A 19817-nucleotide genomic window follows, 5' to 3' on the forward strand; every position below is an offset into this window, starting at 1 on the left:
CCTTACTCCTTATCCCCGCGACCGCGAATTCCTGCGGTATTGTGTATATGCACCCACTGCCCTGCTTTTATGGCTTTACTGGCTAAGGCTATGGGTTCTGCGTATTTGATAATCTTTTCTCCTTCTTCTATGTCCTTAAGAGCAAATTTATGTCCGCTTTTAAGCTCTTCTTGTATGCTTATACCCGCTAGCACTTCATTTTTTTTAATATCTCTTAAAGCTGTGGCGACATTGTCTTTTTCGCTTACTATGATATAACCTTTCATAAGCTCACACCTGTTTCTTTTTCTATAAGCTTAATGAGTTCTTTAGCTTCATTAAGACGGGTGTTTAATTCTTCTTTTGTGATGGAAGATAAAGGATGGATGCTAGTATTTGCAAATTCAAATCCCCTAGCCTTTAAAAGCAGAGCAAAACCCATAGGAAAAGCCATACTCATACCAAATCTTATAGCCTTTAATAAGCTTTTTTGAATGAGCAAGGCTCTATCGTAATTTTTTTCATTCATTGCCCTATAAATTTCACTCATTAATTCAGGAAAAACACCACCAATAGCCGTCATAGAGCCTTTTGCACCCGCAAATAAGCCTCCTGCATAAAATTCTTCCCTTCCCACAAAAACAGCAAAATCGCTTGGCACCACATCTAAAATATGATTTAAAAGCAAGGCATCCCCACTACTATCTTTTATACCTACAATCTTATCAAGCTTGGCTACTCTTTCAATAAATTTAAGGCTTAGTGCGGGGGCAAAAAGCGGGATATTATAAACATATAGGGGAAGTTTTATTTTAGAAGCTAAGTCTTTTACATATTCAAAAAGTGCATCTTCGTTTAATTTATAATAATAAGGCATAGCAAGCAATAAGGCATCAAGCCCTAATTCATAGGCTTTTTGGGCTAAAATAAAAGTGTTTTGATAAATCGTTGAAGCAATGCCTGTAATAACAGGCACATCGTTTTTTGCAGCTTCTTTTGTGAGTTTCATAAGCCTTATTTGCTCTTCTAGCCCTAAAGCTTGAGAATCCCCCGCACTTCCGTTGCAAAATAAGCCATCTAAGCCCTTAGAAATCCCAAATTCACAATAACGCATAAATTCTTTTTCATTAACACTTCCATCGTTATTATAGGGCGTAAGTAAAGCAGGTAAGGTCCCTTTTAAAATCATTTTTTCTCCTTTTTCGTATATACAAAAATATATTTATATACGAAAAATATAACAAAAATATACTAATTTTTATGCTTAAATTTTAAGTTTATTCTAAGTAAAAATAAAACAAATCCCAGCAAAGCCCTAAATTTTCACAAAAAAATAAAAGCACTTTTTTACACAGGAAGTAACTTTTTGTAACAAAAATTTCTAAGCTTGATTAAAATTTTAAGTTAAAAAAGATGAAATTTTAGTAAAAATGTAAAAAATAAAGAAAAATTATATAGTATAGTCCTTATGAGTTTTAACGCAGTTAAAATGTGATAATCTAGTCTCAGGTAGATTATTTATTTCACTCACAATGACAAATAAAATCTTCTTAGAATGATGGCTAAAGATGAAAATCGAAATTTCAAGAAAAATCAAAAAAATAAATCTTAAATTCCTTAAAATTCTTAAGACTTTACAACACCCAACTCCATATTCAACTCATTTTTAAGCAAAAAACTTTATAATTTTTTCTTAAAATAAATTTAGGGTAAATAAATGCTTTTAAAACGCAATCTTAGACTTTTTTATGGGGCGAATTTTTTACTCATTTTAGCCCAAAGTCTGCCCCATTCCATACTAACCGTTTTGCTTTTAGCTAAGGGTTTGAGCTTAAGTCAAATTATGTTTTTAGCGGGAGCTTTTAGCTTGGCTGTCTTGCTTTTTGAGCTGCCTAGTGGGATTTGGGCGGATTTATATAGCCGTAAAATGCTTTATTTTTTAAGCGGGTTTTTATTAATCATTGATTGTGCTTTTATTTTATTTTTTGATAATTTTTATATTTTAGCCCTTGCTTGGTTTATTTATGGTATAGGCATAGCCTTATCTAGCGATACTCTAGAAACAGCACTCATCAACGCATTTAAAAGGCTTGAAAACGCTAAAAATCACATAGAAAGCTTTTACCGCTACAAAAACCAAATGCAATTTAGTGCTATGCTACTGGGTGCTGTGCTTGGAAGCTTTTTGTATTTTTTAATAGGAGTAAAAATTTATTTACTAGGCATAAGCTTCATAGTTCTAGCTCTTTTTTTGTGCTTATTTTTTAAGGAAGAAAGACTAAAAATTCAGCAAAAATCGCCCCGCAAACACCTTTTATTGGCTCTAAGAGAACTTAAAAAAAATCAAGCCTTGCGTTGGCTTTTTCTTTTAGCTCTTTGTTCGCAAATCTTTTTTCAAAGCCATTATCAGCTTTGGCAAGCCCTATTTTTAGAAAAGGCTTTGAATGAAAAATATCTTTTTTTACTCTATGTAGCCTTTCAAATTTTAGGCGTTTTAGTGCTTTTTAAAACTAAACCTTTAAGCTGCATTAAGCTTTGTTTTTTTGCTCTTTTTTTACTGCCTTTTTTATTTTTCAAGCTCTATTATGCTCTTTTTGGCTATATGCTTTTTGTGGGAATTTTTATTTATTTGGATTACCGCTTAAACTCTGCTTTTTCGCTTTTGGTTTCAAAGCGTAGAATTTCAGTGTTGATGGCAGCAAAATCAAGCTTTTCAAGGATTTGTGCCTTAGGAGTTTTAGGATGTTGTGCCTTGCTTTTGCAGTATTTTTCGGTAAGTTTTGTTATTTTTATGAATTTTTTTCTTGTGAGCGTTTTAATGCTTATTTTACTAACTAAAGGAGCAAAATGCCTCACCAACCCACTTTAAGAGTGCTAAAAATTTTAGAATTATTAGCCCATTTTCAAGGCAATTTAAGTCAAATTTCAAAAAAACTTGATATTCCCGTTGGCACACTTTCGCCCATACTTCAAACCCTGCAAGAAAATAATTATATTAGCTCTAAAGACAAAAACTACCATCTTAGCAAACAAATTTTAAAACTCAGTCTTAGCATAAAGGCTGAATTTTCAGCCTTTGAGCTTATTAAAAAGCATATGATAAAAATTAGAGATTTAAGCAAACAAACCTGTCAGCTTGGAATTTTAAAAGGGGGCGAGGTTTTGTATTTAGAAAAACTTGAAGCTCATAATGCTGTGCAAATAAAATCCTTTGTAGGCACGAGTTATCCAGCCTATGCTACTTCTTTAGGTAAGGCTTTACTGCAAAAAAAGAGCAAAAAAGAGCTTCACACTCTCTATCCTAAAAAGCTTGAAAAAATCACGCCCAACACCCTAGAGCATATCGATACGCTTTATAAACAATTACAAGGCATTAAAAAAAGCAAAATCGCCTTAGAAAGTGGAGAAATGAATACTCAAATTGAATGCATGGCAATAGGCTTAGAGCATAGGGCTAAAATCGTAGCTGCCATTAGCATTTCTTATCTTATTTTTGATTCCAATGCCAATTTCAGAAAGAAAAATGAAGAAATTTTGCTAAAACAAAAAGCAAAGATAGAAGAAGAGCTTAAGCTTTATTTTCCTGAATTAGAACGGCTTTAAGAAAAAAGAGAGTTTATTCTCCCTCTTTTATTCTTAATTCTCTTTCGCCATAAAGCCCAGTTCCCACAGGTATCATTCTACCTAAGATGACATTTTCTTTTAAATCTTCTAAGTAGTCAAATTTACCCGCTATACTGGCTTCAGTTAAGACCTTAGTGGTTTCTTGGAATGAAGCTGCTGAAATCACACTATCACTTCCAATGGCTGCTCTAGTTACCCCTAAAAGCACAGGTTCAGCAATGGCTGGTTCGCCACCCATTTTAATAATCCTTTCATTTTCTTCACGGAATTTGCGTCTTGAAACCAAATCCCCTTCTATGAATTTAGTATGTCCGCTATCTACAACCCTAACCTGTCTTAGCATTTGAGAGACTATGACCTCGATATGCTTATCCGAAATCACAACCCCTTGACCGCGATAAACCTGCTGAATTTCACTGATAAGATAATAATGCAAAGCCTTTTCGCCTAAAATTTTAAGCACATCATGACTTGAAACCACCCCATCAGTAAGCTTCTCTCCTGCGTGAATAAATTCCCCATCTCTTACTTGAATGTGCTTTGCTTTATCGATTAAATATTCAGCACTCGTGCCATCTTCTGCTTGAATGATAATTCTCTCCTTGGAACGCAAAGGCTTATCAAAACGCACCACTCCGTCAATTTCTGCAATCACAGCCGCATTTTTAGGTTTTCTTGCTTCAAAAAGCTCAGAAACTCTAGGAAGACCCCCTGTAATGTCTTTTGATTTTGCAGCGGCTTTTGGAGTTTTGGCTAAAATATCAGCCTGAGAAATTTTATCGCCATCATGCACGAAAATAACAGTTTTTGGTTCAAGCTGATAACGCACTGCCTTATCATTTTTTCCAGCTATAACCAAAGTCGGTCTTACACCACTTGGCAAATACTCATTGATAACCAAAGAACGCTTGCCCGTAGCCTCGTCAATTTGCTCATCAGCACTATAACCTGCTTCAATATCTTCAAAGCTTACCACACCATCGATTTCAGCGATGATAGTATTATTATAAGCGTCCCATTCTGCAATGATTTTTCTTTCTTTTTTAGGCGCACTTACGATGATAGTATTTGCATCTTCGATTTTTTCACTATCATTAAATTCAATCTTTGATTCTCTTGGGATATAATGCCTTTTTGCCTCTCTATCATTTTCATCAGCAATTACCACAAAGAAGCCTTTTTCTTTAACAATATCGCCCTTTTTAACCTTTTTCACCCTATCTAAGCCATCGCCTTTAAGGATGTAAAATTTAAGCGTTCCTTTTTCTCCTGCTTTGATATTTTGCACCACAGGTTCGCCATCTTGGACTAGAATTTCACTCGCAAAAGGGATACGATTAGGCACATTCCAACCCTCTTTAATCACCTCAACTATGCTCTCATTTTCATCCACTTGCATACCACTTTGATAAGGCAAATAAAGTTTTCCATCTATGCTACCGCTTACACCGGCTAATTCATTAGGCTTGGCTAAATCGTATTTTCTTAGTATAAATTTAGCTTCTTGCTTTTTATCCTTGATAGAAACAATCACATCTTCGTGGATATTTTCTATATTAATAAGCCCTTTAAAAGGAGCTTTAATCTTAGGCTCTACAAGCAAAATCGCTGCATTTCTGCGATTAGCCACTATATTTTTACCTTCTTTATTTTTATAGGTCTTAAGATTGTAAAATCTTATAAAACCTTCTTTTTGTGCGCTTACTTGTCTATCTTGCAAATCTGTGCTAGCTGTTCCTCCGCTGTGGAAAGTCCTTAAAGTCAGCTGAGTTCCCGGCTCCCCAATAGACTGAGCTGAAATAATACCCACCGCTTCGCCCGGTTTTACTAATTTACCTTCGCCAAGGTTGATACCATAGCATTTTGCACAAATTCCCTTTTTAGCCTTGCAAGTAATAGGAGTGCGTATATTGACACTCTTAATACCACTTTCGCCTAGAATTTTTGCCTTTTCTTCATCCATCAAAGTGCCTTCTGCAAAAAGCACAGAATTTGTAATAGGGTCTATCACATCTTCAGCTAAAACCCTGCCTAAAATTCTTTCTTCTAAGGTTTCGATGATGGAGCTATCGGCGGTAATTTCATTGATTTCAACGCCTTCGTGCGTTCCGCAATCTTCAATGGTAATTTTTACATTTTGAGCCACATCAATGAGCTTTCTAGTAAGATAACCCGCATTGGCTGTTTTAAGAGCCGTATCGGCAAGTCCTTTTCTAGCTCCGTGCGTAGAAATAAAATACTCAAGCACATTAAGCCCTTCACGGAAATTTGAAATAATAGGCGTCTCGATAATGCTTCCATCAGGCTTAGTCATAAGCCCTCTCATCGCTGCAAGTTGAGAAATTTGAGCCGCAGAACCCCTAGCACCACTATCTGCCATCATATAAATAGAATTAAAACCTTCCTTGTCCTTTTCCACAAGTTTCATCATATCCTTAGAAAGGCTATTGTTTGTGCTTTTCCAAATATCTATGATTTTATTATATCTTTCGCCTGAAGTAATCAAACCAAGATTATAAGAATTTTGAATTTCACGCACCTGTTTTTTGGCTTCATCAATCGCTTTTTGCTTATCATCAGGGATAATAATATCTGTAATAGATATAGAAATACCCGCCTTAGTTGCATACTCAAAACCTAAATTTTTAAGTCTATCTAAGAAACTAGCTGTAATTTCCAAGCCACCTTGTTTATAAACATAATCTACAAGTGCGGCAATGTCCTTTTTCTTTAGGACCTTATTCCAGCTATTTTCAGGCACAAAATCAGGCAAGATGGATTTGATGATTAAACGCCCTGCTGTGGTGGTGATTTTCCTTCCATCTACCATAGTTTGAATACTAGCATGAATATCCAAGCACTCACTTTGAATAGCCATCATCACTTCATCGATGCCTGTGCAAATTTTATGCGAACCTTTTGCCCCCACTTTTTCCAAAGAAAGATAATAAATTCCCAAAACCATATCTTGAGAAGGCACGGTTACAGATTTGCCACTTGCGGGTAGAAGTATATTCATCGAAGAAAGCATAAGCACCTTACACTCTGCAATGGCTTCTTGAGAAAGTGGCACATGCACTGCCATTTGGTCCCCATCAAAGTCCGCATTAAAAGCTGCACAAACCAAAGGATGCAACTGCATAGCCTTACCTTCGACTAAAACAGGGTGAAAAGCTTGTATGGAAAGTTTATGTAAGGTTGGCGCACGGTTAAGCATAACAGGATGCCCTTTTACCACTTCTTCTAAACACTCCCAAACTTCATTGGTTTTATTTTCTATCATTTTTTTAGCCTGTTTTACCGTAGTAGCATAGCCCTTTTCTTCGAGCTTGGCTAATAAATGGGGCTTAAAAAGCTCTAAAGCCATCTTTTTAGGCAGACCACACTGATCCATTCTAAGTTTAGGACCTACAACGATGACGCTACGACCTGAGAAATCCACTCTTTTACCCAATAAATTTTGTCTAAAACGCCCCTGCTTGCCCTTGATAATTTCACTAAGAGATTTTAAGGGGCGTTTATTCGCACCCTTTACGGCATTAGCACGGCGACCATTGTCAAAAAGTGCATCCACAGCTTCTTGAAGCATTCTTTTTTCATTTCTAATAATAATCTCAGGAGCATCAAGCTCCATTAATTTTTTAAGACGGGTGTTTCTATTGATAACACGGCGATATAAATCATTCACATCAGAAACTGCAAATTTGCCCCCATCTAAGGCTACTAAAGGTCTTAAATCCGGTGGCAAAACAGGTAAATTTGTAATCATCATCCACTCAGGACGATTTGGCACGGCTTCATCGCTACCTACATTAGCATTTAGATTGGAATTTAAAAAATTCTCTACAACTTTTAAACGCTTGATAATAGTCTTTTTCTTAGCCTCTGAATTAGTCGCCGCCATTTCTTCTTTAAGCTGATTAAGCAAAGAAACCAAATCAAGCCCAGCAAGTAAATCACGGACAACTTCTCCACCCATTCTAGCTTTAAAGCCACTATTTTCATAGCGTTGCATTAAATTTTGATATTGCTCTTCGTTTAAAACATCGCAAAATTCCACTTTTTTAGTGCTTTCGTTATCATAAAAGGCATCCCCGGGATTTTCAACAATATAAGCTTCATAATAAAGCACGCGTTCAAGGTCTTTCATCTTAACACCCAAAAGCGTTCCTATACGGCTTGGCAAGGAATTGACATACCAAATATGAGCCACAGGAGTTACAAGCTCTATGTGTCCCATTCTGGAGCGGCGCACCTTAGAATTTGCTACTTCAACCCCACATTTTTCACACTTAACACCCTTAAAACGCATTTTTTTATACTTGCCACAAAGACACTCATAATCCCTAATAGGTCCAAAAATCTTTGCACAAAAAAGCCCATCTCTTTCAGGTTTTAAGGTTCTATAATTGATAGTTTCAGGTTTTTTAACCTCTCCATAGGACCAAGATTTAATCTTTTCCGGACTTGCAAGCCTTAGCTGAAAAGCATCAAAATCCCTAGGTCTTGCGTCTTCTTTAATTTCTATTATTTTAAATTTACTCATTATCTTCATCCTTATCAAAAATCTCAACATCTAAAGCAAGAGATTTAAGCTCATTGGTTAATACAAAAAAGGTCTCAGGAATTCCTGTTGCTGGAACATTTTCGCCTTTTGTTAATGCCTTATAAGCACTAAATCTACCTTCTACATCATCTGATTTGATAGTTAGCATTTCTCTTAAAGTATGAGCCGCTCCATAAGCTTCAAGCGCCCAAACTTCCATCTCTCCAAACCTTTGCCCCCCAAAGAGTGCCTTACCCCCCACAGGTTGTTGGGTAACTAGGCTGTAAGGTCCTGTGCTTCTTGCATGCACCTTCTCATCTACTAAGTGGTGTAGTTTTAGCATATACATACAACCCACATGCACACGCTCTGCAATTTTTTCGCCCGTGCGTCCATCATAAAGCTCACTCTTGCCATCCATATCTATTTTAGCCATTTCAAAAAGCTTACTAAATTCTTCTATACTCACACCTTCAAAAACAGGGGTGGCAAATTTAACCCCCCTACTCCAGTCTCTAGCATAATTTAAAAGCTCTTCATCGCTTAAATTTTTGATAAATTCTTTCTGGCTTGAAAGTCTTGGAAGAGAACAAATTTCAAGCATTTTTGTTTTGAGTTCTTTTATAAAATCTTTTTGCTTTTTATCAAAAATTTCTTGAATTTGCTCACCAAGTCTTAAACCCACAAGTCCTAAATGGCTCTCTAAAATTTGCCCTATATTCATACGGCTTGGAACGCCAAGTGGATTTAATACTATATCTACACTTTTGCCATTAGGCAAATAAGGCATATCCACTTCAGGAACTATGGTAGAAACTATACCCTTATTGCCGTGGCGTCCTGCCATTTTATCCCCTACTTTAAGCTTTCTTTTTGTAGCAATATAAATTTTAACAAGCTTAATCACTCCACTTGGCAAAATATCGTCTTTTTCTAAAATTTCAAGCTTTTCATCGTGTTCGGCTTTAAGCTTTTTCTTCTCGTTTTGGAAGTGATTTTTTAAGTCCTCATATTCTTTTTGAATATCTTTAGAATACGCCTTAATCAAGGTTGTCAAAGTAAAACGATTGATTTTTTCAAGGTCGCTAATATTAGCCTTTTGTCCTTTTTTATAATTTTTATCGCCAATTTTTTGGTCGCTGTTTAAAGGTGCTTTAGAAAGAAGGGCTAAGACGCGAAGCATTTCTTCTCTATCCATCATCAAAAGCCTATCATAATGTTCTTTTTCTAAAGCCATTTTTTCTTTATCATAAGATTTTATCGCTCGGTCGTCTTTTTCATAGCCTTTTTTGGTAAAAATTTTTACATCCACGACCACACCCTCTAAGGACGCCGTTGCGTAAAGGGATTTATTGACAACATGCCCTGCTTTTTCTCCAAAAATCGCTCTTAAGAGTCTTTCTTCTGGAGTTGGCTTTACTTCGCCCTTTGGAGAAACCTTACCCACTAAAATCATACCCGGTTTGATATGGGTGCCGATTTTAGCTATACCGCTTTCATCTAGGTGGGCGACATCTTCTTCTTTGACATTAGGAAGGTCCTTAGTGATTTCTTCTATACCATCTTTTAACTCTCTTGCTTCAATTTCTTTTTCATAAATATGAACGCTTGTAAAAGTATCTTCGCGAATAATCCTTTCGCTCACAACAATAGCATCTTCATAGTTATAGCCATTCCAAGGCATAAAGGCTATAAGGGCATTTTTACCGATAGCAAGTTCGCCTTGTTCCATAGAAGGACCATCTGCGATAATCTGTCCTGCTTTTACCACAGCTCCTTTTTTTACAATAGGATGTTGGATATAATTGGTGTTTTGATTGGTTCTTAAATTTTTCTCCATAGTATAGTGGTCTATAAAAGGACCCTTATCATCTTCGCCTAAAATGAAAATGCTTTTATTATCCACTTTTTCCACTACACCCGCACGCCTTGCCTTAACAGCTTCCCAAGCATCACGAGCTATAATTTGCTCCATACCTGTCCCAACTATAGGAGCTAAAGCACTAAGAAGAGGCACGGCTTGGCGTTGCATATTTGAACCCATCAAGGCTCTGTTAGCATCATCGTGTTCCAAAAAAGGAATCAAAGAAGCCGCAACCCCAACAACCATACCCGAGCAAAGGTCGATTAACTGCACTTCTTCGCGTCTTGCAAGTATGGTTTCACCATCTTGCCTTGCTTCAACAAATTCTTCTATGATATTACCCTTAGCATCAACCTTGGTTGAAGCTGGAGCGATAAACAAACCTTCTTCTTGTGTTGCTGTAAGATATACAACTTCGTTAGTTACCTTGCCATTTTCAACTTTTTTATAAGGTGCTTCTACAAAGCCCAGTTCATTTACCTTTGCATAAGTAGAAAGAGTATTAATAAGTCCTATATTTTGACCTTCTGGAGTTTCAACCGGACAAATTCTACCATAATGCGTTGCATGCACATCACGCACTTCAAAACCGGCTCTTTCTTTTACAAGACCCCCTTCGCCTAGTGCTGATAAACGGCGTTTATGTGTTACTTCGCTAAGTGGATTAGTTTGGTCCATAAACTGAGAAAGCTGACCGCCTGTAAAAAATTCTATGATAGTAGTCGTAATCATCTTAGGATTAATCAAATCATAAGGCATAACCTTATCAATATCCGCATTTAAAGAAGTAAATTTATCTCTAATTGCTTTTTGCATTTTCGCAAGACCTAAATGAAGCTCATTAGCCAAAAGCTCACCAATGGAGCGGATACGACGATTGCCTAAGTGGTCTCTATCGTCAATATGACCCTTGCCATTTTTGACCTTGATGAGATACTTAGCTGTTTTAATAATATCTTCATTGGTTAAAACGGTTATATACTCGGGCACTTCAAGGGCTAATTTATGATTCATTTTCATACGACCCACTTTGGTAAGGTCATATCTTTCAGGATTAAAAAACAAATCATTTACGAAAGCCTTTGCCGCATCTTTTACCACAGGCTCACCCGGACGCATAACCTTATAAATTCTAATTGCAGCCAAGTCATTTTCATCATCGATATTTTCACTTTGCTTAAGAAGCTTTAAAGTTTCACTATCTTGTGCAAAAGAGTTGATAATCGCAGCATCAACACCATTTGCCAAATCATTAGCTATATCAAAACTTTTCTGTTCTTTAATCTTAGTAAGCTTACTCTCATCAAGCAAGGTCAAAGAATCAAATAAAACCTCTCCGCTTTCTTTGTCAATGATAGGATTTGCCAAATAGCGATTTAACAACACTTCAACAGGATATTCTATCCATTTTAGTCCATCTTTGATAAGCTGTTCTGCCTTTTTCTTAGTCAGTCTTTTTCCAGCCTGATGAACAACTTTACCCTTTTCGTCTTTAATGTCATATTCTATTCTATCCATAAAATCACTTGGATTAAACTCAGTTAAAAATTTGTCTTTTTTGACATGTAGAGTTTGTATAGGATAAAACAACTTAATAATATCTTGCTTTTTATAGCCCAAAGCCCTAAAAAGCATAGTTACAGGAACTTTCCTACGCTTGTTAATCCTTACATAAAGCACATCTTTAGCATCATATTCAAAATAAAGCCAAGAGCCTCTATCAGGGATAATTTGTGCTGTATAAACAAGCTTATTTGCGACGGTTGAGCTTTCTTCTTCCTTGAAAATAACACCCGGACTTCTATGAAGCTGATTAACAACCACCCTTTCTACTCCATTGATGATAAAGGAGACCCTATCCGTCATCAAAGGAATTTCACGGATATAAATTTCTTGCTCTTTAATGTCTTTTATACCAACTTTTTCACCCGTTTTTTCATCTTTTTCATGCAGAGTAAGACGGATTTTCATTTTTAAATTTACAGAATAAGTCAAACCTCTTTCCATACACTCACGAATGGTGTATTTTGGCTTACCAATTTCACTGCTAACATATTCCAAAGAAAGCCTATTTTGTGGGTCGTGAATAGGAAAAATAGATTTAAAAACCTTTTCTATACCACTTTCGCCCTTATCAAGATTTAAAAAATAATCAAAACTCTTTTTTTGTAATTGTAGAAGATTTGGGATTTCTATTTGTTTTGAACCGTTTGAGAAATCTACTCTTAAACGATTTCCTAATTTATTATCTAACATAGCACACATACCTCATGGTAAATTTTGTAAATTTAAAAAAGAAGACCTAAAAAATAGGTAAAAATAAAAGAAGACTTGCCTTAGCAAGTCCTTCTTCAAAACTTCAAAGCTTACTTAAGTTCTACTTTAGCACCCGCTTCTTCAAGTTGTTTTTTAGCTGCTTCAGCATCAGCTTTAGCTACACCTTCTTTTAGGGTTGAAGGAGTTTGCTCAACTGCATCTTTTGCTTCTTTAAGACCAAGACCTGTAAGAGCACGAACGATTTTAATCACTTCGATTTTTTTAGCACCACCATCTGTTAAAACGATGTCAAATTCAGTTTTTTCTTCAGCAGCCCCAGCACCGCCACCTGCTACCGCAGCTCCTGCTACCATTACAGGAGCAGCAGATACGCCAAATTTTTCTTCAAATTCTTTAACAAGTTCTGATAACTCAAGAACACTTAAATTTGAAATATACTCTAATACATCTTCTTTAGAAATTGCCATTTTTTATCCTTTGTTGATTTTATCTAGATTCTTTTTTATTTTTAAGCGCATTCAAACCTATTGTGAAATTGGTAATTGGCGCATTCCAAACTTGCAAAAGCATAGCAAGCAACTCATTGCGTGAAGGCATTTTAGCAAGAGCTTTAACCTTGGAAATATCCGCAACTTCGCCTTCAATATGAGCTGCTTTAATTTCAAATTTGTCATTGTTTTCTTCAAATTTAGCCGCTACTTTTGAAACACTAAGTTGGTCCTCGCCCCAAAGATAAATATTTGTATCTTTAAGAGTTAAGCCTGATTTACCGGAATTGTTAAGAGCAATGCTAGCCAAAGTATTTTTAACGATTTGAACTTTTACATTGTTTTCTCTTGCGTTATTTCTAAGCTCTTCTAGTTTTTTTGTGCTAAGACCTCTGTAATTACAAACTACAATGGCTTCACTAGCCTTAAAACCTTCTTCAAGCTTAGCAATAAGCTCAACTTTTTCGTTTCTAGTCACTTCTTCTCCTTTCCGATTGAGATTTCAAGTAGAGCGGAAAATCCAATTAAGCTTACGCCTCGACTATCTTCAATCTAAAATAAACATCTCAAAAAATCAAAAATTTTTTCAAATGTTTATTTTAAAACAAGAGAGTTGCAAAAAAGCAACTCTTATTTCATATCAAGTAATTCCTGTGTTTCAAGTTTTACAGAAGGACTCATTGTCAAAGATAAAGCCGCATTTTTAATATATCTACCTTTAGCTGCAGCAGGTTTGTGTTTATTAATCGCTTTTACAAAAGTGCTAATATTATCCCATAATTGTTCCTTAGAGAAACTTACCTTGCCAAGACCTGCGTGGATATTTCCTTGCTTATCAACACGGAAATTTACCTGACCACTCTTTGCGTTATTTACCGCCTGAGCTACATCCATAGTAACTGTTCCTGTTTTTGGATTTGGCATTAAACCTTTTGGACCTAAAATTCTACCTACTTTACCCACAAGACCCATTAAATTCGGTGTGGCAATTAAAACATCAAAATTCATATTGCCTTTTTGAATTTCTTCTACTAAATCATCGCTACCCACAATATCCGCACCGGCATTTTTTGCTTCATCGGCTTTTGCATCTTTTGCAATTACAGCAACGCGAACTTTTTTGCCTGTTCCTGCTGGAAGCACCACAGAACCTCTAACCATTTGGTCAGCGTGTCTTGGATCAACATTAAGCTTTAAAGCAATTTCTACGGTTTCATCAAATTTAGCAGACTTTAAAGTCTTTACCGTATCAATCGCCTCATTTAAAGCGTATTCTTTATTTGAATCAATTTTTTGTGATAATTCTTTTAATCTTTTTGCTATTTTAGCCATTTATTTTCTCCGCATTTTAAAGTGCTACCGCCTTTTACCTTGGCGGTGAAAGGTTTAATCTACGATTTCAACACCCATAGAACGAGCCGAACCTGCAATAATTTTAGCAGCTTGGTCTCTATCTTTAGTATTTAAATCTGCAATTTTTTTATCCACTATTTCTAAAACTTGAGCACGGGTTAATTTACCCACTTTGTTTTTAAGTGGATTATCTGTTCCCTTAGAAATTCCAGCTGCTTTTTTAATTAAATCCGTAGCTGGTGGTTGCTTTGTAATAAAAGTAAAACTTTTATCTGCATAAACAGTAATCACAACAGGAATATTAAAACCTGCCATATCTTTTGTTCTTTCATTAAAAGCCTTACAAAACTCCATAATATTAACACCCTGCTGACCCAAAGCAGGACCAACAGGTGGTGATGGGTTTGCTTTTGTGGCAGCAATTTGCAATTTAATTTCGCCTACGACTTTCTTAGCCATAACAAATCTCCTTAACTTAATATAAATTAAATTATTTTCTCAACTTGAGAGTATAAAATCTCCACTGGAGTTGAGCGTCCAAAAATAGAAACATTGAGCTTCAATAAACCACGAACCATATCATATTCTTCCACAACTGCGGTAAAATTTGCAAAAGGTCCTTCTGTGATTCTTACATTTTCCCCTTCTTCAAAAGAAATTTTTGGCTTTGGAGCAGCACGATTGTGTGCCTTTTCTAAAATCAAATTAATATCTTTTTCTGTCAAAGGAGTGGGTTTTTTGGATTCTCCAATAAAACGCCCCACTTTTGGAAGAGATTGAATGCGATGCCAAAGCTCTGTATTTAAGTCAAGAAGTGCAAAAACATATCCTGAATACAAGCTTCTTTCGCTAATCTTTTCTTTTCCATTTTTAAATTCAATAACATCTTCAGTTGGAACAACAATTTCTTTAAGTTGTTCTTCAATTCCGTTATCTTTTACTAAATTTTCAATGGCTCTTTTAACTGCCATTTCACTGCCAGCATAAGTTTGAATTGCATACCATTTATAAGTACTCATTTACTCTTCCTATACAATCGCAGAAACAATAGAGGACATAATCCAATCCACTAACGCCAAAAACAAAGAAATTACCGCAACGACTACAAAAACCGTGATATAAGCATTTCTTACCTGTTCTTTTAAAGGAAAAATTACTTTCCTTAATTCGGCTTTCGATAATTTAAAATAAGTTATTAATTTTTCCATTTATTTAAACCTTAATTATGGCAGGGCAAGAGGGATTCGAACCCCCAACCATCGGATTTGGAATCCGGCGCTCTACCGTTGGAGCTATTGCCCTAAGGCACAAGCTTAACTTTTTAGCTTAACTTCTTTGTGAAGTGTGTGTTTTTTTAATCTTGGGCAATATTTTTTCAATTCTAATTTTTCAGTAGTATTCTTACTATTTTTATAGGTGCTATAATTAATATCACCACATTCTTCACACTTTAAACCAACTTTAATTCTCATTTTAATTTTCCTTAAAAATTTAAAGCCAAGCTTTTAACTTGACTTTATAAATTATTTAATAATTTTAGAAACAACACCTGAACCCACAGTTTTACCACCTTCACGAATAGCAAAACGAGTGCCTTCTTCAAGTGCTACTGGAGCAATCAAGCTTACAGTGATTCTCACATTTTCGCCCGGCATAACCATTTCAACACCATCAGCCAATTTGATTGAACCTGTTACATCAGTTGTTCTTACATAAAATTGTGGTCTATAATTGTTAAAGAATGGAGTATGGCGACCACCTTCATCTTTATTTAAGATATAAACTTCAGCTTCGAAGTCAGTATGAGGTGTGATAGACTTTGGTTTAGCAAGAACCATACCGCGAATAACTTCTTCCTTTTTTGTTCCGCGAAGAAGAACGCCTACATTATCCCCCGCTTCGCCTTGATCCATTTCTTTTCTAAACATTTCAACACCTGTTACAGTTGTTGTTTGAGTGTCTTTAATACCCACGATTTCAATAGTATCGCCTACTTTTACTATACCCTTTTCAATTCTACCTGTAACAACAGTTCCACGACCTGAAATTGAGAAAACATCTTCAATTGGCATCAAAAAGTCTTTTTCAGTATCACGAGTTGGAGTTGGAATATAGCTATCAACTGCAGCCATAAGGTCCATAACTTTTGCCGACCATTCTCCATCTTGTCCAGCTTTAGCTTCTTCAAGAGCTTTCAAAGCAGAACCTGAAATGATAGGAGTATCATCACCCGGGAAGTCATAAGAGCTTAATAATTCTCTAATCTCCATTTCAACTAATTCTAAAAGTTCAGCATCATCAACCATATCTGCTTTATTCATAAAAACAACGATATAAGGAACACCTACTTGACGAGAAAGAAGAATGTGCTCTCTTGTTTGTGGCATAGGACCATCAGCAGCAGAAACAACTAAAATCGCTCCGTCCATTTGAGCCGCACCTGTAATCATATTTTTAACATAGTCTGCGTGTCCCGGACAATCAACATGCGCATAGTGGCGGTTGTCTGTTTCATACTCGATATGAGAAGTAGCGATGGTAATACCGCGTTCTTTTTCTTCTGGAGCATTATCGATATTATCATAATCTTTAAGCTCTGCCAAACCTTTTCTAGAAAGAACAGCAGAAATAGCAGCTGTCAAAGTAGTTTTACCGTGGTCGACATGACCGATGGTTCCGATATTTACATGTGGCTTATTACGCGAAAATTTTTCTTTAGCCATTTTTTTCCTCCGTATAAAATAAATTGAGCAAAGCAAGTCTTAATATTTATATAATTTTTTCAATTCATGGAGCTCATAGCGGGAATTGAACCCGCGACCTCTCCCTTACCAAGGGAGTGCTCTACCTCTGAGCCATACGAGCGCTCAGAAAAATTATACACAATAATAGACAACAAAAACTCTTTTGGGATACTCACTGTAAGTTAAAAGTAAAATACAGCTCCCAGTTCTTTATAAATGATTTGGAGCGGGAAACGGGACTCGAACCCGCGACCCTCAGCTTGGAAGGCTGATGCTCTAGCCAACTGAGCTACTCCCGCAAAGCATGGTGGTGAGTCGTGGATTCGAACCACGGAAGGCGAAAGCCAGCAGATTTACAGTCTGCCCTCGTTGGCCACTTGAGTAACTCACCCTAAAAAATATTGCTTTTCAATATTCTGGTCAAACACTGCTAAAATAATGGAGCTGGTTAAGGGACTTGAACCCCCGACCTGCTGCTTACAAGGCAGCTGCTCTACCAACTGAGCTAAACCAGCAAAAAATTAAAAATGTGATTATATCTTAAAAAAAATGCTTTGTCAAGAAAAATTTATGATTTTTAAACTTGAAATTTTAAATCAAAATTTCAAGTTTTCTTATAAAATTAAAAATAACTTTATATAAAATTTCAGCTATAATTGTATTTTTTGAATTTTTACAAAGGATAAGGGAAGAAATTTTTTATCATTAATCTTAAAAGAAGCGCCCAAAGAAAAGAAAATTTGCAAAAAGTCATAAAAGATTTATTTCATCAAAATCCCCATTTAGAAAAGGAATTAAAATTCCACTTTTTTGAGGCTGTGGATGCTAAGAATAACGAGCATTTAGCTTTTAGAGAGTATTTTAACGATTTTGGCTCAAAACTCATCAGGGGGGGGGCATTAGGTGAGAGCGAGAAAGCTTGTTTTGCCAGTCATCTTAGTCTATGGAAAAAATGCTTAGAACTTGATGAGCCTATTTTTATACTTGAAGATGATATAACCTTTAATGAGCATTTTGCTAAATTCATACTTGAATTTAAGCACTGCCCTTATGAATTTGTGCGTTTAATGTCGCTTAAAAATCCCAAAACAAAGCCTATTGATAAGCATTTTGAACTCAGTTTTCACTCAGTTAGTGGAACTCAGGGCTATTATCTTAAGCCTAGTGCGGCTTCAAAACTACTTTGCAAGGCTAAATTTACCTTTGCAGCAGATGATTTTATAGACAGATATTATTTTCACAAGGTCTTAATCATCATCTTTAAACCCCAGCTCATTACCCTAAATCCTCAAGGAACAACCATCACTATGGGCAAGAAAAACATCCCTATACGCATACAAAGAGCGTGTTTAAAGGCGGTGTATCAATGCTATGGTGTGGCTTGGACTATTCTTAATTTAAGAAAGATTAAAAAGTCTTTAAATCTTTCTTAAATTGGGGAAAAACTTTCTTGGGATTATGAAAAAGCAAATAAAGGCTTTTATAGCAATGTGAAAAAAATTTTACAAAAAGACGGGTGATTTTTCGCATAATCTTTTCATAAAGCTTAAGCTTTGCATTATGTATAGTCGTCTTTGCGGATGTGGCTTTAAAGATTGCAATATCATACATCAAGTGCCAAACTCCGTGATAATAAAAAATATCTAAATGATAATCAACAGGAAAATACCATTTTTTAGCTTTGGCTAGTAATTTTTGCGCTCCTTTGGGATTTAAAAAATAAGCAAAGGCTCCAAAGGAGTTATTTTTTAAGACAAGTCCTATATTTTCTTCGATATAATACGCGATTTTGCCCTTTTTGTAATTAAATCTTACGCACTCATAAGTCATAGCAGCAATCTTATCAATATGTTCTACAATTTCATCTGCAAATTCTACATCATCTTCTAAAATGATAATTTTCTCATCAAGCTCTAAGCATTTTTTCCATAGTAAATAATGACTTGCAAAACAAGCTTTTTCAGGGCTGCTCATCCCTTCGCCCCCTGCATAAATTTTAGCAAGTGGGGTAAAATGTTTTTCAAATTTTTCAAGTTCTTGCTTATCCCCCCCCCCATCCACAGCTTGAAAAAAAATAAATTCCAACTTATCCTTTAAAGAAGGATATTTTGTAAATAAAATATCAATTCTTTCTTGCATAACTTGACGCCTGTCTTTGCTTCTTTCTAGGTTGATAATAAAAATTTTCATCTTTACCCCTAATTCACTGATGATAATCAAAAAGATTGAGAAATTTCTTAGCTCTCTCGCTTTTGGGATTTTCAAAAAAATCCTTAGGATTATTCTGCTCTATTATCCTGCCCTCATCCATAAAGACTATTCTATCAGCTACTGCCTTAGCAAAGCCCATTTCGTGCGTTACTATAAGCATAGTCATACCCTCTTTTGCAAGATTTAACATCACTTCTAAAACTTCTCTTACTATCTCAGGATCCAAAGCTGCTGTAACCTCATCAAAAAGCATAAGCTGTGGATTCATACAAAGGCTTCTTACTATGGCTATGCGTTGTTTTTGTCCTCCGCTAAGTTCTCTTGGATAAGCGTGAATTTTATGCGAAAGCCCTACTTTTTCAAGCCAAATTTTAGCCTCCTTTAAAATCTCATCTTTTTTTCTTTTTTGCACTTTCATAGGTCCTAAAAGTATATTTTCTTCAACACTTAAATGCTCAAAAAGCTCATAAGATTGAAAAACCATCCCCACCTTTTGGCGCATTCTAGGCCATTCTTTAAAATCCTTATCTATTTTTTCATTATCGATGTAAATATTGCCCTTTGCGATTTCTTCAAGTCCATTTATACAACGCAAAAGCGTAGATTTTCCACAGCCACTAGGTCCTAAAATCACCACAACTTCTCTAGCTTTAACTTCTAAATTAATATCTTTTAAAGCGTGGTGTAAGCCATAATATTTTTGCAAATTTTCTATTTTTAATATGCTCATT

The 19817-nt window shown here is 35.7% G+C and carries 17 protein-coding genes and 5 tRNA genes; 3 read left to right on the forward strand and 19 right to left on the reverse strand.

The genetic code is table 11. The features are described from left to right. Positions 1-2: 2 nt before the first annotated feature. On the reverse strand, positions 3-266 hold the full coding sequence (locus tag ACLL8X_RS02925) for a UxaA family hydrolase (protein WP_411989459.1): 264 nt from the start codon (positions 264-266) through the stop codon (positions 3-5). Continuing rightward, a complete protein-coding gene (locus tag ACLL8X_RS02930) occupies positions 263-1168 on the reverse strand; it encodes a dihydrodipicolinate synthase family protein (protein WP_411989460.1) in 906 nt (301 codons plus the stop codon). The genes ACLL8X_RS02925 and ACLL8X_RS02930 overlap by 4 nt, the downstream gene beginning before the upstream one ends. 528 nt (positions 1169-1696) lie before the next feature. Between ACLL8X_RS02930 and ACLL8X_RS02935 the strand changes: the two genes are divergently transcribed. Then, positions 1697-2848 carry an MFS transporter gene (locus ACLL8X_RS02935; protein ID WP_411989461.1) on the forward strand — a complete coding sequence of 384 codons (1152 nt, stop codon included), beginning with the start codon at positions 1697-1699 and terminating at the stop codon, positions 2846-2848. Then, positions 2827-3582, forward strand: a complete 756-nt coding sequence (locus tag ACLL8X_RS02940; RefSeq protein ID WP_411989462.1) for an IclR family transcriptional regulator — start codon at positions 2827-2829, stop codon at positions 3580-3582. Before ACLL8X_RS02935 ends, ACLL8X_RS02940 begins: the two co-directional genes overlap by 22 nt. A gap of 13 nt (positions 3583-3595) precedes the next feature. Here ACLL8X_RS02940 and rpoC read toward each other — a convergent pair whose 3' ends face one another. From rpoC to ACLL8X_RS03015, 15 genes are all read right to left on the reverse strand, one after another. Beyond that, positions 3596-8149 carry a DNA-directed RNA polymerase subunit beta' gene (gene rpoC, locus ACLL8X_RS02945; RefSeq protein ID WP_411989463.1) on the reverse strand — a complete coding sequence of 1518 codons (4554 nt, stop codon included), beginning with the start codon at positions 8147-8149 and terminating at the stop codon, positions 3596-3598. Continuing rightward, the gene (rpoB, locus tag ACLL8X_RS02950; RefSeq protein WP_489671746.1) at positions 8142-12269 is read right to left on the reverse strand and encodes a DNA-directed RNA polymerase subunit beta; all 4128 of its coding nucleotides are present in this window, start codon (positions 12267-12269) and stop codon (positions 8142-8144) included. The genes rpoC and rpoB overlap by 8 nt, the downstream gene beginning before the upstream one ends. Before the next feature lie 110 nt (positions 12270-12379). Further along, positions 12380-12757 carry a 50S ribosomal protein L7/L12 gene (gene rplL, locus ACLL8X_RS02955; RefSeq protein ID WP_411989465.1) on the reverse strand — a complete coding sequence of 126 codons (378 nt, stop codon included), beginning with the start codon at positions 12755-12757 and terminating at the stop codon, positions 12380-12382. Between the two features lie 19 nt (positions 12758-12776). Then, a complete protein-coding gene (gene rplJ / locus ACLL8X_RS02960) occupies positions 12777-13256 on the reverse strand; it encodes a 50S ribosomal protein L10 (protein ID WP_411989466.1) in 480 nt (159 codons plus the stop codon). Between the two features lie 152 nt (positions 13257-13408). After that, positions 13409-14110 (reverse strand): 50S ribosomal protein L1, encoded by a 702-nt coding sequence (gene rplA / locus ACLL8X_RS02965; RefSeq protein ID WP_411989467.1) that lies wholly within the window; start codon positions 14108-14110, stop codon positions 13409-13411. A gap of 54 nt (positions 14111-14164) precedes the next feature. Further along, on the reverse strand, positions 14165-14590 hold the full coding sequence (rplK, locus tag ACLL8X_RS02970) for a 50S ribosomal protein L11 (RefSeq protein WP_002779452.1): 426 nt from the start codon (positions 14588-14590) through the stop codon (positions 14165-14167). Between the two features lie 26 nt (positions 14591-14616). Next, a complete protein-coding gene (gene nusG, locus ACLL8X_RS02975) occupies positions 14617-15150 on the reverse strand; it encodes a transcription termination/antitermination protein NusG (protein WP_411989468.1) in 534 nt (177 codons plus the stop codon). Positions 15151-15159: 9 nt separating this feature from the next. Then, the gene (gene secE / locus ACLL8X_RS02980) at positions 15160-15339 is read right to left on the reverse strand and encodes a preprotein translocase subunit SecE (protein ID WP_002780792.1); all 180 of its coding nucleotides are present in this window, start codon (positions 15337-15339) and stop codon (positions 15160-15162) included. Positions 15340-15357: 18 nt separating this feature from the next. Beyond that, positions 15358-15433, reverse strand: a tRNA-Trp gene (locus tag ACLL8X_RS02985). A gap of 11 nt (positions 15434-15444) precedes the next feature. Continuing rightward, complete coding sequence (gene rpmG, locus ACLL8X_RS02990; protein WP_002793551.1) at positions 15445-15603, reverse strand: 50S ribosomal protein L33; 159 nt, start codon at positions 15601-15603, stop codon at positions 15445-15447. Between the two features lie 51 nt (positions 15604-15654). Next, positions 15655-16854: an elongation factor Tu gene (gene tuf, locus ACLL8X_RS02995; protein WP_066777275.1), complete on the reverse strand. Its 1200-nt coding sequence runs from the start codon at positions 16852-16854 to the stop codon at positions 15655-15657. A 67-nt stretch (positions 16855-16921) separates the two neighbouring features. Then, a tRNA-Thr gene (locus ACLL8X_RS03000) sits at positions 16922-16996 on the reverse strand. Positions 16997-17097: 101 nt separating this feature from the next. Further along, positions 17098-17174, reverse strand: a tRNA-Gly gene (locus ACLL8X_RS03005). Between the two features lie 6 nt (positions 17175-17180). Beyond that, a tRNA-Tyr gene (locus ACLL8X_RS03010) sits at positions 17181-17266 on the reverse strand. Positions 17267-17314: 48 nt separating this feature from the next. Further along, a tRNA-Thr gene (locus tag ACLL8X_RS03015) sits at positions 17315-17390 on the reverse strand. 189 nt (positions 17391-17579) lie between these two features. Between ACLL8X_RS03015 and ACLL8X_RS03020 the strand changes: the two genes are divergently transcribed. After that, complete coding sequence (locus tag ACLL8X_RS03020) at positions 17580-18308, forward strand: glycosyltransferase family 25 protein (RefSeq protein ID WP_411989507.1); 729 nt, start codon at positions 17580-17582, stop codon at positions 18306-18308. Here ACLL8X_RS03020 and ACLL8X_RS03025 read toward each other — a convergent pair. Both ACLL8X_RS03025 and ACLL8X_RS03030 read right to left on the reverse strand, forming a co-directional pair. Next, on the reverse strand, positions 18283-19065 hold the full coding sequence (locus tag ACLL8X_RS03025) for a glycosyltransferase family 25 protein (RefSeq protein ID WP_411989469.1): 783 nt from the start codon (positions 19063-19065) through the stop codon (positions 18283-18285). The genes ACLL8X_RS03020 and ACLL8X_RS03025 overlap by 26 nt on opposite strands. Before the next feature lie 13 nt (positions 19066-19078). Further along, positions 19079-19816, reverse strand: a complete 738-nt coding sequence (locus ACLL8X_RS03030; RefSeq protein WP_411989470.1) for an amino acid ABC transporter ATP-binding protein — start codon at positions 19814-19816, stop codon at positions 19079-19081. Between the last annotated feature and the right edge of the window lies 1 nt (position 19817).

Origin of the sequence: Campylobacter parajejuni (assembly GCF_046764905.1) — a bacterium.
In the GTDB taxonomy this organism is placed as follows: domain Bacteria; phylum Campylobacterota; class Campylobacteria; order Campylobacterales; family Campylobacteraceae; genus Campylobacter_D.

Excerpts from the sequence above, each read along its gene's own strand:
- ACLL8X_RS02925 (WP_411989459.1), bottom strand. The coding sequence starts at position 266 with ATGAAAGGTTATATCATAGTAAGCGAAAAAGACAATGTCGCCACAGCT.
- ACLL8X_RS02930 (WP_411989460.1), bottom strand. The coding sequence starts at position 1,168 with ATGATTTTAAAAGGGACCTTACCTGCTTTACTTACGCCCTATAATAAC.
- ACLL8X_RS02935 (WP_411989461.1), top strand. The coding sequence starts at position 1,697 with ATGCTTTTAAAACGCAATCTTAGACTTTTTTATGGGGCGAATTTTTTA.
- ACLL8X_RS02940 (WP_411989462.1), top strand. The coding sequence starts at position 2,827 with ATGCCTCACCAACCCACTTTAAGAGTGCTAAAAATTTTAGAATTATTA.
- rpoC (WP_411989463.1), bottom strand. The coding sequence starts at position 8,149 with ATGAGTAAATTTAAAATAATAGAAATTAAAGAAGACGCAAGACCTAGG.
- rpoB (WP_489671746.1), bottom strand. The coding sequence starts at position 12,269 with ATGTTAGATAATAAATTAGGAAATCGTTTAAGAGTAGATTTCTCAAAC.
- rplL (WP_411989465.1), bottom strand. The coding sequence starts at position 12,757 with ATGGCAATTTCTAAAGAAGATGTATTAGAGTATATTTCAAATTTAAGT.
- rplA (WP_411989467.1), bottom strand. The coding sequence starts at position 14,110 with ATGGCTAAAATAGCAAAAAGATTAAAAGAATTATCACAAAAAATTGAT.
- rplK (WP_002779452.1), bottom strand. The coding sequence starts at position 14,590 with ATGGCTAAGAAAGTCGTAGGCGAAATTAAATTGCAAATTGCTGCCACA.
- nusG (WP_411989468.1), bottom strand. The coding sequence starts at position 15,150 with ATGAGTACTTATAAATGGTATGCAATTCAAACTTATGCTGGCAGTGAA.
- secE (WP_002780792.1), bottom strand. The coding sequence starts at position 15,339 with ATGGAAAAATTAATAACTTATTTTAAATTATCGAAAGCCGAATTAAGG.
- rpmG (WP_002793551.1), bottom strand. The coding sequence starts at position 15,603 with ATGAGAATTAAAGTTGGTTTAAAGTGTGAAGAATGTGGTGATATTAAT.
- tuf (WP_066777275.1), bottom strand. The coding sequence starts at position 16,854 with ATGGCTAAAGAAAAATTTTCGCGTAATAAGCCACATGTAAATATCGGA.
- ACLL8X_RS03025 (WP_411989469.1), bottom strand. The coding sequence starts at position 19,065 with ATGAAAATTTTTATTATCAACCTAGAAAGAAGCAAAGACAGGCGTCAA.
- ACLL8X_RS03030 (WP_411989470.1), bottom strand. The coding sequence starts at position 19,816 with ATGAGCATATTAAAAATAGAAAATTTGCAAAAATATTATGGCTTACAC.